A 17,167-nucleotide genomic window follows, 5' to 3' on the forward strand; every position below is an offset into this window, starting at 1 on the left:
CTGGCGAGGCGTTCCCCGAACGGCCGTCCGGAGGAACACGAGTATGTCCGGAAAACCGCCGGTGCGCTGTCAGACGTTGACCGCGGCGTGCTCCCCGACGAACGCGTCGCGCATGACCAGCCGCACGCCCGTCAGCCGGGCCTTGACCTCGTCCTCGGTCGTGACGAGCGGGGCGTCCACGCCGCTCATCGACAGCTCCGTGCCGGTCGCGCCCATGTCGGTGAGGTTTCCGCTGACGTGCACCGAGTTCGCCGCGTAGAGCGTGGCTTGCGGCGTCATGAGCTCGAACTCGGCGTCGAGGTGCAGCTCGCCCGGGAACCTGACGCGGCTCAGGCTCTCCTCGGAACCCTCGCCCAGCGTGCCGCCGGACACCCGCGGCCAGCTCGCCCGCAGCATGACCCGACCGCCCAGCTCCGGGCAGTGGCCCACGACGGCCAGCCGCGCCATCTGCGCCAGGACGCCCGTGCCCTCGGCGTGCTTCTCCGGGCCGAACAGCAGGATCTCCGTGCCGGCGGCCTTGCGGTGGTCGCCCGCCAGGTCGACGTGCACGGTCTTGCCGCCGACCTCGACCTCGATCCGGCCCTCCAGCGACACCTGCATGATCATCGACGGGTCGACCAGCATCGACATGCAGGGGCCCGCGCTCGGGGCGAAGAACACCGTCGGCGTGATGCCGACCGGCTGGTTCTCGTCGTCGGCCGGGTACCACGCCTCGGGCAACGTCGTGCCGCGGGCCACGTTGGGCGCCTGGACGACCTCGAACGGGCCGTCACCGCGCGGCTTGCCCAGGTACGGTCCGGTGAGCGGCTTCTTGAACGGCGGCACGTGGTCGACCACGCCGTGGATGTCGATCACGTTGCGGTGCGCCAGGCGCAGCGTGCTGGTCTCCAGGATGCCGAAGCGGCGGATGTAGAACTCCGCCGGGAAGTTCTTGCCCGGCACGATCTGCCGGACGTGGCCGGTGTTGGGCAGGAACGGGTTGGACAGGACCTGGATGCGGTCGTCGAGCTCGTAGCTGAAGCCCTTGATGCCCACCTCGGGCGCGCTGATGAGCTCCGTCTCGAACTCCGCGTACCCCTTCTCGTCGACCCGGTGCTCGAACCCCGGCATGGGCCACTTGTTCAGCTGGACGAAGCCGGACAGGTTGATGGTCTCGCGCCGGCCCGCGTAGTAGTCCTCGCCGAACACGACGGTCGCCGCGGCGAGGATGTGCGGTCGGATGGGTTTCGGTTCGAGGTTCAGCGACTCGTAGGTCTCCCGGGGATTGCTCACTGCTCTACCTCCAGCGTCTGTCTCGCACGAGGAAGTGGGCGAGACCGTCCACAAGTGACACAAGCTATGTGTTCCGATAGCCATGGTCCAGGTCGAGGGTCGCGTCGATGCGCGACTTCACAACACAGGCGTGTGTCGGGTAATCCCTTGGTGTTGAACGGATACACAACGTTGCGACACCCCGGACGACCTCCGGGCCAAGTCGACCCGTTCGTGGCAGCACGCCGGACCGGCCCCCTGGAGTAGCGTCGAACGCGGTTCAGTTTCCGATAGCCACTTCGGCTGGGAGCTCGGAGGACGAGATGGTGCCGCGCCACGACGAGAGCTCTTACCTGACCGCGCTGGCCGCCGTCGGGAGCTCGCTCGACCGCGCCGGTCAGGAGCACCCGGCGGCGACCGAGGACGGGCCCTCACCCCGTGCCGCGCACGAACTCGTACGGCGCCAGCGCGGTGACCAGCTCGTCGGGGACGGCGACGGGCTCGACCCCTGACCCGACGCGGCGCAGGCAGGCGACGCTCTGGTCGCCGCGCGCCACCAGCCGGTCGTCGCGCCGGAAGTCGAAGGCCATCCGCAGCCCGCTGCGCCAGCGCTCGCGCAGGGTCATCGCGATGACGACCTCGTCGAAGGCGAAGCACTCCCCGAAGTACTCCATCGAGCACGACGTGGTGGCCAGCACGAGACCACCGCCGCTCAGCTCCTTGAGCACCCCGGGCGCGTGCCGGGCCAGGAACATCTCGCGGCAGTGCCCCTGCCAGTGCAGGAACTGCGCGAAGTAGACGTTGCCGACGAGGTTGGTCTCGTCGAACGTCACCACGTGCCGCCAGTGGTACTCACGCACCGTTGTCACACCTCCGGGGCACGGCGACCGCGACGCACCGCGAGCCGACGAACGTGACGACCTCCGCCGCGGCGGTGCCGCCGACCAGGAGCCCGTCGTCGGTGGCCCGGTCGGCGACCACGTCGGCGTCACCGGGCAACCCCAGGTCCAGCAGCGCCTTCGTGGCGGCCGTCCGGCTGTCGTGGGCCCACCCGACACCCACGGGCGAGCCCCCGTCGGCGACCACGCCGTCGTCGGTGCTCACCAGTTCCAGGCGGTCGGCGATGCCCAGCTCGGACAGCCGCCTGCTCAGCAGCGGACCGATCAGGGGCACGGGCAGCGGTCCGGGCCAGGCCCGGTCGCCGAACGCGCGCAGCCGCAAACCCTCCCACCGCGCGACGGGCGCACCGTCCTGATCGGACAGCCAGAGGTCGTAGACGTAGTCGTCGCCCTCCCGCACCCGCTCCTCCGCGGTGACCAGCACCAGGCCCGTGGGCCGTTGCCACACCACCACCCGGTCGGCGGCGACGGGCAGCGCCCTGCGGTGGGGCAGGCACGCCAGCAGCACGTGGATGCCGGCGTCGTGCGCGCCCGGGTCGCCCAGCAGCAATCGGGAGGCGTGGTGCTCGGAGAACCAGCGCTCCTGACCGGACCGGACCCACGCCCGGACCCGGAAGGCCGACAGGTGCTCGTAGTCGACCAGGCCGCGCAGGCGTCCGGAGTGGAACAGCAGCTGCCCGTAGAACGGGTGCGGCCCGGCACGTCGTGGCGGTGCGGTGGTCGGGGCCCGGCCGGGCGGCGCGGGCGGGGCGGACCGGATCACGGCGCGGAAGCGATCGGTGGCGAAGCCGTCGGAACCGTCCCGCAGCACCACGTCCACCGCGGGCTCGAACTCGTCACGGGCGAGTGCCGCCACGCGCAGCGCACGCGGCTCGTGCGGGTTCACCATCACCGGGGCGGCCAGCTCGACGTCAGTGAACTCCCAGGCCTCCCGTTCACCGACCACGACCGCGGCGGCCTGGGCCATCGCCTCCAGGCCGACGACAGCCGGCAGCACCGGGACGCCGTCCACGCGGTGGTCGTCCAGGTAGGGGTCGCCGCTGAGGGAGATCACGGGCGCGAGCACCGCCTCCACCCCCGGGACGCGGACGAGGAGGTCGGCGGAGAAGCGGAGCGGTTCGGCCGGTGGACCCGACACGGAGAGCGTCGGGCCGTCCGGGAACCTCCCGGCGACCAGCTGCGTCACCGGCGCGTCCTCGTCGGCCAGCACGGCCAGCAGCGCCGCGACTCCGGCCGCGGGCTCGACCGGTGCGATGCCCCGGTCGCGCAACGAGTCCAGCACGCCCATGCGCGACCCCATGCCGACATCGCTCCAGACCGACCACTCCAGCACCCTGGTGCGGCAGGTCGGGTTCGCGGCGGCCCACCGCTCCAGGTGCGCGCGCTGCCAGTCGTTGGCGACGCAGTACTCGGCCTGCCCCGGCAGGCCGCGCCGGCCGATGATGGATCCGAAGCCGACCACCAGCGCGGGCGGCTCCCCCACCGCGGCCAGCAGGTTGTCCAGCCCGGTCACCTTGGGTGCGACGGCCTCGGCGAGGGTCGTCCCGGTGACCGCGTCCAGCGCGCGGGGCACGTTGACGCCGGCGCCGTGCAGGACGGCGCGCACCGGGCCGTGCGCCCGCGCCGCCGCGACCGCCGTGCGCACCTGGTCCGGATCGGTGACGTCGCACTCGACGTAGTGGGCGGTGACCCGCCCGTCGAGGGCGGCCAGCCCGGCTCGCACCCGTGCCGCCTCGCGAGGCGATCGCCCGACGAAGACGAGCGTGCACCCGGTGCTCGAGGCCAGGGCTTCCGCGCAGCGCGCCGTGATGCCGTCGACACCGCCGGAGGCCAGGCAGACCTCTCCCGGGCCGAGGGGCAGCGGCCCGCCCGGCGTCGCCGAGCGCACCCTCGTGACCGAACGCCGCACGCCGCCGGTCGGGTCCACGCGCAGCCGTCCGCCGATCCCGGCCAGGCGGAGGTCGACGTCGACGGTGTCCGCCGGCAGCTCGATCGAGGTCGCGGTGCAGGAAGCGATCTCGATCGCGGCGCTGCTCGCCACGGCGGCAGCGGCCGGGTGGCCGTGGTGCAGCACGACGAGCACGTCCGGCCGGTGCGCGGCGACGGACCGCAGCAGGTCCGCCACCGCCCCGGTGCCCGCGTCGTCGGCCAGCCACACGGCCAGGCCGTCGTGGGCCGCGCCGGCGACCTCGGGCGCCCTCGCGGCGTCGTGGAGCCACCGGGGCGCGGCGGCCGGCACGGTCCAGCGCACCGCGGTGCTGGGCACGGGTCCGGTCCACGGCTCCCACCGGTGCTCGAACGACCGCACCCACGGGCGCACGCCGTCGACCGCGTCGGGGGCCTGGTCGACCGGCGGCCGGCTCGCGACCAGCTCGGCCAGCTCGCCGACCGTCATCGTGTCCAGCGACGGCGGCAGGGCGGGCACGCGCCTGCCCATCAGGTCCGCGGCCTCGGCGACGAGCTGGACGACCTGCAACGAGTTCAGGTGCAGGTCGGCGAGCAGCCTGCGGTCCGGGCGGATGCCGGCCAGCGGCAGCTCCAGCGTGCGGCTGAGGTGGGTCCGCAGCAGCCGCAACGGGTCCGCGCCCGCGGTCGGTTCGGGCTCCGGCGCCCGCGTGGTGGGCGCCACCTCGGTCTCGGTCGGGTTCGCCAGCAGCGTGATGGGCGTGTCGAGGTCGAGGTGGCGGTGGGCCCGGTCGCCGAACCACCGGTCCAGGTCGCACGCGGACACCGCGGCCAGCGCGGCGCGCGCGATCGCGTGCTCCCGCCCGGAGCCGCCCGGGTCCAGCGAGACCGCCGGGAACCCGGTCGCCAGCGAGGTGAGCGTGGTGCCCGGCCCGGCCTCGACCAGCAGGTCGCACGTCGCGGTCAGGGCGGCGAGGGCGTCGGCGAACCGGACCGGCGCGGTGAGCTGGTCCACCAGCAGCGAGCGCAGGTCGGTGTCGGGGTCCAGCGGGCGACCGGTGACGGTGGAGAACACCGTCCGGCGCGGTGGCCCCAGCCGCACCCGCCGGAGCTCCTCGGCGAAGGGCGCGGCGGCCGGGCGCATCGCCTCGGTGTGGAACGCGTGGGACACCGCGAGCACCTTCGCCCGGGCGCGGGCCCGCAACGCGCGTTCCGCCACCCGGTGCACGTCCGCCGTCCGGCCCGCGATCGTGACCTGGTCGGGGCCGTTGACCCCGGCCACGACGACCGGCGTGCTCCCGGCCAGTTCCTCGACCGCGGCCAGGGGCAGGCCGATGCTCGCCATGGCGGTGCCCGCACGTCCGTGCTCACCCATCACCCGCCCGCGGGCGGTGGCCAGCCTCAGCCCTTCCTCGGCGGACAGGGCACCCGCCCACACGAGCGCGGTGATCTCGCCGAGGCTGTGCCCGACCGCGGCCACCGCGTCGCACCCCAGCTCGGCCAGCAGGGCCAAGGCCGCGAGGGACTGCCGGACGATGGCGGGCTGCGCGATGGAGGTCGCCGTCGCGCCGTCGTGCAGCCGCAGGTCCTCGGCGATCTCGGGCACGGTCAGGTCGCGCGCCCAGTCGTCGAGGCGGGCGCGCACCGGGGCCGCCTGCCCCGGGAACAGCAGCCCGATCCGACGCGCGGCCCGCCGTGCGAGCACGAAGCCCTCGTCGCGGTCGACCAGCAGGGGCGACTCCCAGCCCGGCACGCGGCGCGCCGCCCGGTCCGCGGCCCTGGCCAGCCGCTCGGGGGAATCGCTCACGAGCAGGCAGCGGAACGCGGGATCGGGCGCCGCCAGCCGGTGCCGCGTGGCCGCGAGGTCGTGCAGCTCGACCGCGCTCAACGAGCCCGCCTTGGCCGCCAGGACCGCCAGCTGGGCGGCCAGGTCGTCACGGTCCTCGGCGGTCAGCGGCACGATCTCGTGCGTCGGCAACGGCCTGCTCCACCGCAGCATCGGCTCCGGCACCACGCCGGTGCCGGCCTCACCAGACCCGGAGAGCACGACGTGCGCGTTGATGCCGCCGAACCCCAGCGCGGACACACCCGCGACCGGCGTGCGGTCCAGCCACGGTTCGGGCCCGGCGAGCACGCGCAGGGTGCTGTCGGCGTCCACCAGCAGCGGGTGCGGGTCCTCGCACCCGGTCGTGGGCGGCAGCACCCGGTGGTGCGCGGCGAGCACCGCCTTGATCAACCCGGCCACGCCCGCCGCCGCCTTGGTGTGGCCCACGTTGGCCTTGACGGAGCCGAGCGCGGCGCGCGCGGCCGCACCGGCGCGCACCCGGTTGAGCGCCACCAGCTCGACCCGGTCGCCGACCGCGGTGCCGGTGCCGTGCCCCTCCACGAGGCCGGCCGCCGAGGGGTCGACGCCCGCCATCGCGTACGCCCGGTCCAGCGCGCGCGCCAGGCCCGACGCCTCCGGCCGGGTCAGGCCTCCCGACCCGTCGCAGGACATGCCCCACCCGGACACCGAGGCGTACACCCGCAGCCCTCGCCGGTGGGCGTCGTCGGCGCGCATCAGCGCGACCACGCCGCAGCCCTCGCCCGGCAGGAAGCCCGTCGGGTCCGCGTCGTACACCCTCATCCGCCGGCCCTCGGCCAACGCGCCCAGCCGCGAGAACCCGACCAGCTCGAACGGGTCCAGGCTCAGGTCCACCCCGCCCGCGAGGGCGAAGTCCAGTTCGCCGGACGCCAGGGAGCGGCACGCCGTGATCACCGCCAGCAGGCTCGACGAGCACGCGCCGTCGACGGTGTAGCCGGTGCCGTGCAGGTCGAAGTGGTTGCAGACGCGGCCGGCGATCGTGTTGGACAGGGCGCCGGCCAGCGTCTCGTCACCCGGCTCCGGGAAGGGCTCCCGGACCAGGTCCCGGAGCAGCTCCACGGCGTGCTCGGCCTGGCTGTCGGGCACGCCCGCGCCCGACAGCGCGGCAACCGCGGCCCGCCGGACGAACGGCCAGCGCAGCCGCAACTGGGCGGCGCGGGAGAACTCCCCGGTGAGCGAGTTGCCCAGCACGACGCCCGCGCGGTCGCGGTCGAGCCCGTCGGCGTCGGGGAAACCGGCGTCCGACAGCGCCTCCGCGCAGGTCTGCAACGCGAGCCAGTGCGTCTGGTCGACCGCGCGGAACAACGGGCCGGGCACCTCGAACCGGTGCCGGTCGAACTCCCACCCGCGCAGCAGGCCCGCGTGGGTCACGTAGGTCTGGTCGGGCTCGGACCCCCGGTACCCGGCGCCGAGCCGCCGGTCGGGCAGCAGGCGGAACGCGCGGCGGCGGCCGAGCACCGCCTCCCACAGTTCGGCGGGACCCTCGGCATCGGGGTAGCGGCACGCGATGCCGACCACCGCGATCGGCGGCCGACCGCTCACGGTGTGGCCCCCGGCGTGCCGCGACGGCCGGTGCGGAGGAGCAGGACGAGGCAGCGCAGCACGCAGGTGATCACCAGGGCGAAGAACAACCCGAACGAGATCCCCGACACCACGAGGAGGCCGTAGACCGCCGCCGCGGTGACGCCGAAGACGACCTGGTCGCGCCTGCCGGCCGGGGACGTGGCGGGATCGGTGATCATGTAGTTGGTGAACAGGATGAACGCCAGCCCGGTCATGGGCGCCAGCGCCGCGAGCAGGTGGTGGTCCAGCAGCAACCAGCGCAGCAGCGCCTGGGCCACGAACCCGCCGAGCCAGCCCGCGATCAGCGGCATCCGGCCGGTCAGCTTGACGTTGATCACGGTGCCCGCCGCGAGCACGGCCAGCGGCAGCAGCCAGTCGATCGCGCCCGAGGTGTTGCTGGTGAAGTGGTAGGGCGGCGCGATGCTCACCCACGGGAACAGCAGCAGCACCACCGCGATGCCCGTGTTGGACGGGTTGAGCACGTGCCTCAGCCTGCCGCGCACGCGCAGCCGCACCAGGTACTTCGACCCGTTGCCCACCAGGATGGCGAAGATGTAGGGCCACAGGGAAGCGTTGCCCCACAACAGCATCCCGGTCGCCAGCCCGGTGATGTGGGCCGGCAGCAGGAAGACCACGAACGCCCGCCTGCCCTTGGCGAACTCGGCCCGCCTGCCGAACGCCCAGGCGTCGAGCGCTTCGAAGCACAGCGCGGACGCGTAGCTCACGAGGACGGCGACGACCGGCGTGACGGGCGCCTGCTCGAACCCGAGGAACACGTGCCCGAGGACGTTGAACGCGGTGATCGAGACGGCGAACCGGGTCAACGCCTTGACCCGGCGCTGATCGGGGGTCAGCCCGGGTTTCCCCGGTGCGACGAGCGGCCGCTCGTCCAGTGAGGTGCCGTCGAGGCGGGTCGCGGTCATCGGGTCACCGCCGTCGCGCCGGGGCCGAGCTCGACCGTGCGGTGCCCCGGCGTGACCAGGACGTCGGCGCGGTGCGTGCCGGAGCCGTCCCGCCAGGTGATCGTGGCCCGCACCGGACCTCCTCCGGGCAGCGCGAAGTGCAGTTGCGCGGCGGAGACCCCGCTGTGCCCGTTCGCCGGGTAGAGCTGCGCCTTCTGCGGGCGGTCGGGGTGGTGCAGCTCCACCTGCGCGCCGATGGCGTCGACGAACCCGCCGCCGACCGCGCCGGGGCGCACGAGGCGCAGGTCCGCCGCCGGGCCGCCCTTCACGCCGTGCAGCAGCACGGAGTCCTCCCACTGGTTGGCCACCAGGACGTCGAGGCGGTTGTCGCCGTCGACGTCGCCGACGGCAAGTCCCCTGGTGTTGTCGGGGAAGGACGCGCCCACCCGGTCCGCCAGGTCGAAGTACCGGCCGCTCGCGTCGCGGACCCAGAACCGGTTCGGCTCGCGGCCCGACAGGTCGTCACCCGGGCCGAAGCGGGGCCACACCGCCGGGTGGCGCAGCAGCTCGTCGTTGGCGATCGCCAACTCCTGCAGGACGGGCCAGCGGTTGACCTCCCCCTTGAGGAAGCCGTTGGCCTGGACGAGCTCGTCGACGCCGTCGTTGTCGAAGTCGCCCGCCTTGACGTCCCAGCACCAGCCGGCGCGGGCCAGGCCCAGCGCCTCGCTGCGCTCGGTGAAGGGCACCTCGCCCGCCAGCAGGTCGTCCGGCGCGCCGTCCGGGACGAACGCGAAGTTGCTCTCGTGCAGGCCGTACGGGACGGTGATGTTGCTGACGACCATCATCGGCAGGCCGGCGCCACCGGGGTAGGTGAAGGCGACGCCCATGCCCTTGAACGAGTCGCGGCCCAGCACCTCCGACTTCGGCGTCACCAGGTCGCGGGCGCCGGTGACCTCCTGCAACCGCACCGCGCCGGGCACCGAGCGGTTGACCATCAGCTGGTCCGGCCCGAAGTCGTTGGCCTGGTAGATCTCCGGGAGGCCGTCGCCGGTCAGGTCCTGCAACCCGGTGGCCAGCGTCCACGACTGGGCCGCGTCGCCGGTCAGGGCCACGCTGGCGTCCACGACGGCCGGCCTGCGGTCCGCGACACCCGTCGGCCGCGTCAGCAGGATCCGGTTCACGCCGCCGTTGCGGGCCGAGGACATGGAGTCCTGCATCCGGATGCGGGTCTCGTCCGACGCGGTGGGGTCGAGGACGCGCGCGCCGTCGGGGAAGTAGTTGCCCACCAGGATGTCGAGGTGGCCGTCGCCGTCGATGTCGCCGACGTTGAGCGTGCCGGAGTTCCACACCGCCATCGGCTCGATCAGCTCGTCGGCCCGGAACCGGGTGGGCGCGCCGGTCCCGCCGGTGTTGACGAAGAGGACCGGCGAGCGGCCCCAGTAGTGCACGACGAAGTCCACGTCGCCGTCTTCGTCGAGGTCGGCCGGGACGCAGCCCATGGGCGCCATCGTCGAGTCGTAGCGCAGGCCGTCCGGCCGCAGCGCGAGCGGGGCGTAGGGGACACCGCCGCCGATCGGCGCCGGGCGCAACGTCACCGAATCGTCGCGCGGGTCGACGAGGCAGACGTCGGCCGCCCGCCCGGTGCCGCGCACGTCCGCCAGCGCGACGGCCGCGCCCACCGACGAGATCCAGCCGCGGATGTCGTGCAGCTCCGGCGCGACGGCGCGCTCGGTCCGCGCGCCGACCGGCGTCTCGTTGAGCTCCAGCGCGGTGAACCCGAACCGGGCGGCGGCGGTCTCTTCGCCGAGACCCGGCCGCACCACCATCAGGCCGGCGGCGGCGCACGTGGCCACCACGACGATCACGGACAAAATCTTGCGCGCGGCAGCGGTCACCGTCACACCCATCGGTCCTCCCTGGCGAGCGGTCGGCTCAGGTTTCTGGGGCAATCCGGTCGCGCAGCCGCGCCTTCCACTTCAGGTACGCCTGCACGTCGGTGGCATCGAGCAGGTCCGCGCAGGCCTCGTCGGCCCAGCGCGCGGCTGCTTCGGCGGTCGTGCCGAGCACCTGCGCGCACGTCTCACTCGTGTGCCGCGGCACGACTCCCGAGCGGACCCGGGCGCCCGCCGCGAAGACGACGCCCTGCGCGAAGTGCGCCCGGTGCCGTCCGGCGCGGTCGATCAGCTCGGCGCGGGCCGATCCGTCCACCGCGCCCGCGTACGCGGCGGCGAGCCCGACACCGCTCCACAGGTGCGGCCGCGCGACGGCCGGCGCGCGGTCGATCACGTCGGCGACCCCCGCCGGGCAGGCGGACTCGGCGAACCACAGCGCCCGCCCGCAGCCGGCCAGGCGGGCCTGCCACACCGGCCCCGGTGCGCGCGAAGCCCGGCGCAGCAACGCCCGCGTGCCGCCGAAGTACACCTCGCCGAACCCCGAACCGTCGACGGCGAGCCACCGCAGCAGCGGGGTGCGGGGCAGGCGCGGCAGCACCGGCACGCGCGCCGCCGTGAACAACCACCCGGCGCCGACGTGCACCAGGTGCGCGTACGCGTTCCCCGGCCCGGCGAGCAACCGGTCGAGGGCGCCCGCCCGGCCGCCGGTGGCCAGGTCGAGCAGCCCGGCGAACATCGCGGCGCCTTCGTAGGCGAACCCGCGCTCCTCACCGTCCACCCGGCTCAGCGGCTCGTGCGGTCGGCGCCACGACCGCACCGCGAGGTTGAACCCGCCGAGGAAGTTCCGCGCGTGCCGTTCCAGGACGGCGCGCTGCGCCGGGCGGTCTACCCTGAAGCCCCGGCGCGAGAAGTCGGCCAGCCGCAGCGGCAGTCCCACTCGCGAAGAGGCCGCGGCGACCACGCCGTCGGTAAAAGCAAGCGCGGTTGCTGCATCACCCCTCCAACGGGCCGAAAACCCTTACCGGGCACGGTTTGCGCGGTGATTCCTGCCTACCAGAGCACTGGGGTGGCCCCAAGGATCCCTGGTCAGCTTCACGCGAAGGTGTCGCCGGAATCCCCAGGTCACCCCGCATCACTCCGACTCGTTCCCGTCCGCCAGCCAGAGGTTGGTGAGATCGCCGTTGAGCACCGGGTACGGCAACCAGTTCCGCACCCTCGTGGAGTGGAACCAGTACTGGTGGGCGAACAGGACGGGGACGATCGCGCCGTCCCGCAGCACCTGCGCCTCCACCTCCCGGAACAGCTCGCCGGCGCGCTCCTCGTCGGCGCACGTCAGGGCCGCCGTGAGCAGCTCGTTGACGCGCTCGCTGCGGTAGCGGCCGAAGTTCGAGCCCCAGTCGCCGTCGCGCGGCACGTCACGGCTGTCGAACAGCGGCTGGAGGTAGGTGCGGGCGTTGTTGCCGTACCAGTCCGGCTCCCAGCCGGTGAGCGCGAGTTCCCAGTCCTCCGGCCGTGCGGACGCCGACGAGGACAGGTACGCCGAGAACAGCTCGTTGATCGACGCCGGGACGAGCCGCACGCGGATGCCCGCCCTGGCCAGGCCCGCCCGCACCGCCTCGGCGGTGGCCGGGTGGATGTCGCGGTCGCGGTAGACCAGCCGCAGGGTGAGGCCGTCCGGGTAGCCCGCCTCCGCGAGCAGCCGCCGTGCCCGCTCGGGATCGCCCCGGCCACCGTCCGTGGCGTGCGGGCGGCTCTCCCGGTGGGCCAGGCACAGCGGCGGCAGGACCTGGTCGGCGATGTCGTTGAGCCGCGGTCCGCCCCACACCTGTGACACCGACGCCTTGTCCACCGCGTACTGGAGGGCGGTGCGGACGGCCTGCTTGCCGGTGGCGCCGCCCTCGGCCGTGCTCGCGAAGTTCACCACGACGTACGGGCTGAGCAGACCGGCCGGGCACACCTCCAGGCGCGGGTCGTCCGCCGCGAGCAGCGCGGGGAGCTCCTCGGTGAGCGGCTGGACGTCCCAGAGCATGTCGGCCTCGCCGCGGGCGACGAGGTCGTGCGACTCGCGCTCGTCCAAGCCCTGCCTGATCTCGATGCCGTCGAGGTGCGCGGCCCGGAGGTCGTCGGTCGCCGCGTCCCAGGCGGGGTTGCGGCGCAACTCGATCCGCTCGCCGGGGCGGTAGGCGGTGATCCGGTAGGGGCCGTTGGAGATCACGGCCAGTTCCGGGCTGCCCGGCGCGACGAACAGGTACTCCTCCGGCGCGGGGGACGCGAACGGCAGGGCCAGCATGTTGAGGAAGTCCGACATCGGGTAGCGCGTGGTGAAGCGGACCTCGGTGTCGTCGAGCGCGACGACACCGCTGATCCCGGTGTGCTCCAACCGGTCCGCGACCGCCTCGACCGTGCGGGGCGCGTCGGCGAGCACGTCGCGGAACTCCGCCATGCCCTCGATGGCGTTGAGGTAGTAGGCGAGTCCCGGGCTGTTGGCCATCGGGTGCGCCAGGCGTTTGATGCCGCGCACCACGTCCCACGCCGTGACCGGGCGGGCGCCGCCCGGTGCGTCCCACCGAACCCCGTCGCGGAGGGTGAACGCGTAGTGGGTGCCGTCCCCGGTGAGCCGCCCGTTCGCCGCGGTCGGCACCTCGGTGGCCAGGTCGGCGACGAGCGTCCCCGCCTCGACCCGGTCCCGACTGGCCACGTACCCCACGAGCTGCCGGGTGTACGCGCGCAGGATGCCCCTCGTCACGGTGTGGTAGGCCAGCGCCGGGTCGAGGTGGTCGACGTCCCCCGCGCCGACCATCGTCAACGTCCCACCGCGGCGGGGCGTGGCGCCGACCGCCGTGCCGGGGGACCTGAGCTGTGACTGCAGCACGGTGGACTCCGCCCTCCGTTGGATGGGCCTTCGACGGCGCGCTCAGCTCCCGCCGATGCCCTCGGGATGCCGGTCGGCGACGAGCGTCAGCACGATGCCGTGCTCGAGCAGCGCCTTCGCCGCGGCCAGCACCTCGGTGAACCCGCCCATCGAGCCCAGGGCCCAGGTGACGATCTCGTCGGGTTCGGCGCCGCCGAACCCCGTCTCGGTGAGGTCGACGCGGGTCACGTCGTCCGACCACGCCGCGAAGCGCATCTCGAACGTCGTCGGGCGGGGGCCGTTCTGCCACTCGATGGCGAACCGGCGGTCCTGCTCGAACTCCTTGACCCGTGCGGTGACCGTCAAGTCGTACATGTCCCACGTCCACCGCAGTTCGGCTCCCGGTTCCACCGGACCGCTGCTCCGGGTGAACCAGAACCTGCTCGTGATCGAGGGATCGGTGAAAGCCCGGAAGACCTCCGCCAGTGGTTTGCGGATCAACATCGTCGTCGCGACCACTGGAGACAGTTCGAGGCGGGAATTGCCCACGGCTTCTCCTCTTGGAGATGACGCACAGCCTGCGCCACGGGACGCTACCGCGCCCGGACGCCGCGAACCGCCGTCGTCGCCCGGTTGGCCCCGATCGAGTGCATCAGCCCGGGTGGATCGGTTCTTCCCCCCGCGCCGCGGAGCCACCGGCACGAGGCCGCACGCCGCGGCTGTGCGCGATCATCGGCAGCGCGTTCACCGGCATCGTGACGGCGGGCTTCGGCCGCACGCGGTGGCCGGGCACGGGAACCAGCCGCCACCGCGCCGCGATCGTGGCGAGGGAGAGGACCAGCTCCGCCCGGGAGAGTCCTTCGCCGACGCACCCGTGGAGCCCGATGCCGAACGGCAGGAACGCGGCGCGCGCCAGTGGGTCGACGCGTTCGGGCAGCCACCGGTCGGGGTCGAAGCGTTCGGGGTCGGCGTGGATGCGGGGGTTGTGGTTGAGCGCGTACGCGCTGTAGAGCACGACCGCCCCGGCGGGGAGGTGGTAGTCGCCCAGTCGAGTGTCCACTGTGGTGGAACGGCTCTGGAACAGGCCTTGCGTCCGGTGGCGGAGCGTCTCCGTGATCAACCGTCGGGTGTAGACCAATCGGTCGATGTCCTCGTAGGTGGCCGTTCTGCCGGCCAACACCCGGTCGACCTCGTCGTGCAGGCGGCGTTCGACGTCCGGGTCGGCGCCGACCTCGTGGAAGGCCCAGGACAGGGTGTTGCTGACCGTGTTGCTGCCCGCGATCAGGAAGGTCATGACCTCGTCGTGCAGCTGCCGGTCGTCCATGGCCGGCTCGCCGTCGTCGCCGGCGAGGACCATCTTCGACAGCAGGTCGCCCCGGTCGGTCCGCGTCGCCAGGTAGTCGTCGACCACCGCCCTGATCGTCCGCCGGAGGAACTCCTCCGCTTCGCGGTAGCGACGGTTGCCCGGCGTCGGCAGCCTGGTGAGGGCAGCGGGAGCGGTCATCCGCCGGAACAACCCACCCAGCACCACCGACGTCGCCGCCATGAACCGCGCCCGATCCAGCGATGCGCCGTCGGCGACGATGACCCGGACGATGTTCGCCAGCGCGAGCTCGTCCATCTCCTCGTGCACCTCGACCCGCTGCCCGTCGTGCCAGGACTCGGCCCTCTCCTCCGCGTGCGCACTCATCACCGCCGCGTAGTCCGCGATCCGCCCGTGGTGGAACGCCGGCAACACCAACCGCCGCTGCCGCCGGTGGAACGGCCCGTCCGAGATCCCCAACCCGTTGCCGAACATCTGCCGGAACCGATCGGCGATCGGACCACCCCTGGCGAACACGTCGGGTCGACGCATGACGTCACGCACGAGTTCCGGGTCGTTGACCACGAACATCGGCCTGCGTCCCAGCCGGATCCGCGTGACCGGTTCGCCCGACTGGAGTTCGAGCAGGAACGAGCCGGGACTTCGCTTCATCCGCAGGGCGTGCCCCAAGAACGGCAACGCACCGGGGTACGTCCCAGGTGGACGAACGGTGGCGGTGGTCGACATCAGCAGTCCTCACGCCGAGTGCTGTTGATTGTCAAGCAATGTAGCCGCACGACCAACCCCCTGCGACCCCTCCCGCCACCACGATCGCGTGAGCCGGCAACCAGGGTCACCCGGGTCCACCCCAACGACGGCATCCTGATCGGCCACGTGCGAACCAAACTGGGTGTGGTCGACCGCTGACTCTGCCCCTGCTTGTAACGGTCGGGCACGGATCGCGATGAGTGCGATATGTCGATCCTGCTCGCCCGGTGGGCCCGGGAACAGGGCTGCGCACCCGACCAGGCCGAACGCTCCCTCGTCGAGGGCATCCCGAAGGAATACCGTTGATCATCACGTGTCCGAAGTGCTTCACCGCCGATGACGTGCTGCCTCCCCGCAGGCTGCCCGACGGCGTGCTGCAGTACCGCTGCACCAACCGGCAGGCGCACGGCGACCACGAATGGCTGACCACCCGCAAGGCGGTCCAACCGCCGAGCGAAGTGCAGGAAGGCGTGACCGACGACCTGCTCGAACCACTCGACCACTGCATCGACCCCGACGACCCCTTCCTCGAGTACGGAATCGTCGAGCACCGCCTGCGCACCCGCTTCCCCGACCTGTTCGCCGCGCACGTCGCCGAACAGGGACATTCCATGTTCGGCTCCCGCGCCTACACCGCATCCAGCGTCCGCTTCGGCGTCGCCCTCGGTCGACTGGAACGCACCGGCACCCTCATCAGCCAGTACGGACCGGCGACAGGCGCGTGGCGCTACAACGGCCAGGTCACGTACTGGACCAGGGCAGCACCACCGACCCAGCACCGCAAGACCTGGGCCGAGTACTGCACCGAGACCGGCCGCTCCCCCGAGTGGACCGACGACGACCGACACGGCCTGACCCACCCCTGAATGAGCCTTCCCGACGAAGGCACGGCCGGCGCGAGGAACCAGTCGGCGTCACGCCACGACTGCCCCTGGACCAAACCGCTGCTGCCCCACCACTGCCGCGTGGACCTGAGATGAGCGATCAACGGCAGGTACTTGCCTGCCAAGCCCTTCCTGCGTACTCGGGCGATGCAACGGAAGCTACCCCGCTCCCGCGGGATCCGGCAAAGCCTCGATCAGCATTCTCAGGCCTGTTGGCGCCCCGCCCAGATGGCCAATTGCCGACCTCTTCACGAGCCTGGCCGCGACGATCAGCTCCACCAGATCGCCACTCTCGTAAACTTCCGAAAGGATGCCCAGTGGCGTGACAAGAGATGATTCGAGGGAATCACCCAAGGAGTCGAGCAGGGCCGTGTCATCGGTGAACACCATATTGATCAGCGAGCGAACCACCGCCCTCAATACCACTACGTCGACCTCTTCCGCAATGCGTCCAGCACCGCTCCAGTCGGGCAGCCAAGCCGGCAGTCGATCAACCAATCCAACACCCCCGAAAGATCATTGCGCCGAAGAGCTGTACACCAGCGGCTGAAGCCCAGTATGTCCTGCAACGCGATCGAAGCGGTGTTCGCGGACTCAAGTTCCGACACGTCATGTCCTGCGCAACTCCCAGTCAACGTCGACGGTCACGGCGTAGCCCGGTTCGAGGTGCTGGTACCGGGCTACGGCGGTGACCGTCGGCGAGGTGCCGTCCACGCTGCCGTTGGTGCTGTCCTCGCCGGCCACGGTCAGGCGGGTCATGTCGCCTTCGCCGTCGACGATGGTGGCGACCACGGCGCGGTCGGTGGGGTTCGTCAGTGACGTTCAGCAAAGGCCGACACTCTACTGGTAGGTCTACTGGAGCCTTCGTCACCAATATCGGGTCGGAAAGGCCACTGCCAGCGGAACGCACCTGGTCATCAAGTGCGGCCGGAACGCCAAAACCGCTGCCACAGCCGGCCACCGACCAAGCAGCCGTCACCCGACTCGGCGGCCGCCGACGGCAATGAGTGCACGGCATCCTCAGCGGGTACCACCACGCTGCCAGATCTGCTCGGACGAGACTCGCGCCGGCACAGCGTCACCGC

The 17,167-nt window shown here is 72.6% G+C and carries 12 protein-coding genes; 1 reads left to right on the top strand and 11 read right to left on the bottom strand.

The features are described 5' to 3' along the window. Positions 1–69 precede the first annotated feature (69 nt). The 9 genes from AB0I91_RS07530 to AB0I91_RS07570 form a co-directional block, all read right to left on the bottom strand. Positions 70–1,272, bottom strand: a complete 1,203-nt coding sequence (locus AB0I91_RS07530) for a DUF6004 family protein (RefSeq protein WP_498776650.1) — start codon at positions 1,270–1,272, stop codon at positions 70–72. Between the two features lie 410 nt (positions 1,273–1,682). Further along, positions 1,683–2,111 (bottom strand): acyl-CoA thioesterase, encoded by a 429-nt coding sequence (locus AB0I91_RS07535; protein ID WP_499635817.1) that lies wholly within the window; start codon positions 2,109–2,111, stop codon positions 1,683–1,685. Continuing rightward, complete coding sequence (locus tag AB0I91_RS07540) at positions 2,104–7,461, bottom strand: SDR family NAD(P)-dependent oxidoreductase (RefSeq protein ID WP_499635820.1); 5,358 nt, start codon at positions 7,459–7,461, stop codon at positions 2,104–2,106. The genes AB0I91_RS07535 and AB0I91_RS07540 overlap by 8 nt, the downstream gene beginning before the upstream one ends. Beyond that, the gene (locus AB0I91_RS07545; protein ID WP_499635823.1) at positions 7,458–8,405 is read right to left on the bottom strand and encodes an enediyne biosynthesis protein UnbU; all 948 of its coding nucleotides are present in this window, start codon (positions 8,403–8,405) and stop codon (positions 7,458–7,460) included. The genes AB0I91_RS07540 and AB0I91_RS07545 overlap by 4 nt, the downstream gene beginning before the upstream one ends. Beyond that, entirely contained in the window at positions 8,402–10,291 is a 1,890-nt protein-coding gene (locus tag AB0I91_RS07550) for a CRTAC1 family protein (protein ID WP_499635826.1), read from the bottom strand. Before AB0I91_RS07550 ends, AB0I91_RS07545 begins: the two co-directional genes overlap by 4 nt. 25 nt (positions 10,292–10,316) lie before the next feature. Further along, complete coding sequence (locus AB0I91_RS07555) at positions 10,317–11,213, bottom strand: DUF1702 family protein (protein ID WP_499635828.1); 897 nt, start codon at positions 11,211–11,213, stop codon at positions 10,317–10,319. A gap of 195 nt (positions 11,214–11,408) precedes the next feature. Further along, positions 11,409–13,148, bottom strand: coding sequence for an ABC transporter substrate-binding protein (locus tag AB0I91_RS07560; RefSeq protein ID WP_499635831.1), 1,740 nt, complete (start codon positions 13,146–13,148; stop codon positions 11,409–11,411). Between the two features lie 42 nt (positions 13,149–13,190). Next, positions 13,191–13,676, bottom strand: a complete 486-nt coding sequence (locus AB0I91_RS07565) for an SRPBCC family protein (protein ID WP_498776636.1) — start codon at positions 13,674–13,676, stop codon at positions 13,191–13,193. Positions 13,677–13,779: 103 nt separating this feature from the next. After that, on the bottom strand, positions 13,780–15,177 hold the full coding sequence (locus AB0I91_RS07570) for a cytochrome P450 (RefSeq protein WP_499635833.1): 1,398 nt from the start codon (positions 15,175–15,177) through the stop codon (positions 13,780–13,782). Between the two features lie 323 nt (positions 15,178–15,500). Between AB0I91_RS07570 and AB0I91_RS07575 the strand changes: the two genes are divergently transcribed. Further along, positions 15,501–16,064 (top strand): zinc ribbon domain-containing protein, encoded by a 564-nt coding sequence (locus AB0I91_RS07575; RefSeq protein ID WP_498776632.1) that lies wholly within the window; start codon positions 15,501–15,503, stop codon positions 16,062–16,064. A 177-nt stretch (positions 16,065–16,241) separates the two neighbouring features. On the opposite strand, the gene AB0I91_RS07580 is transcribed toward AB0I91_RS07575, so the two are convergent. Together AB0I91_RS07580 and AB0I91_RS07585 are read right to left on the bottom strand one after the other, a co-directional pair. Then, positions 16,242–16,580: a hypothetical protein gene (locus AB0I91_RS07580; RefSeq protein WP_499635836.1), complete on the bottom strand. Its 339-nt coding sequence runs from the start codon at positions 16,578–16,580 to the stop codon at positions 16,242–16,244. A 111-nt stretch (positions 16,581–16,691) separates the two neighbouring features. Beyond that, positions 16,692–16,874, bottom strand: a complete 183-nt coding sequence (locus AB0I91_RS07585; protein ID WP_499635839.1) for a hypothetical protein — start codon at positions 16,872–16,874, stop codon at positions 16,692–16,694. Positions 16,875–17,167: the final 293 nt, after the last annotated feature.

The organism is Actinosynnema sp. NPDC049800 (genome assembly GCF_040656635.1).
Taxonomy (GTDB): Bacteria; Actinomycetota; Actinomycetes; order Mycobacteriales; family Pseudonocardiaceae; genus Actinosynnema.

What these genes read in the sequence shown, in the direction of transcription:
- AB0I91_RS07570 (WP_499635833.1), bottom strand. Translation starts at nt 15,177, where the DNA reads ATGTCGACCACCGCCACCGTTCGTCCACCTGGGACGTACCCCGGTGCG.
- AB0I91_RS07550 (WP_499635826.1), bottom strand. Translation starts at nt 10,291, where the DNA reads ATGGGTGTGACGGTGACCGCTGCCGCGCGCAAGATTTTGTCCGTGATC.
- AB0I91_RS07545 (WP_499635823.1), bottom strand. Translation starts at nt 8,405, where the DNA reads ATGACCGCGACCCGCCTCGACGGCACCTCACTGGACGAGCGGCCGCTC.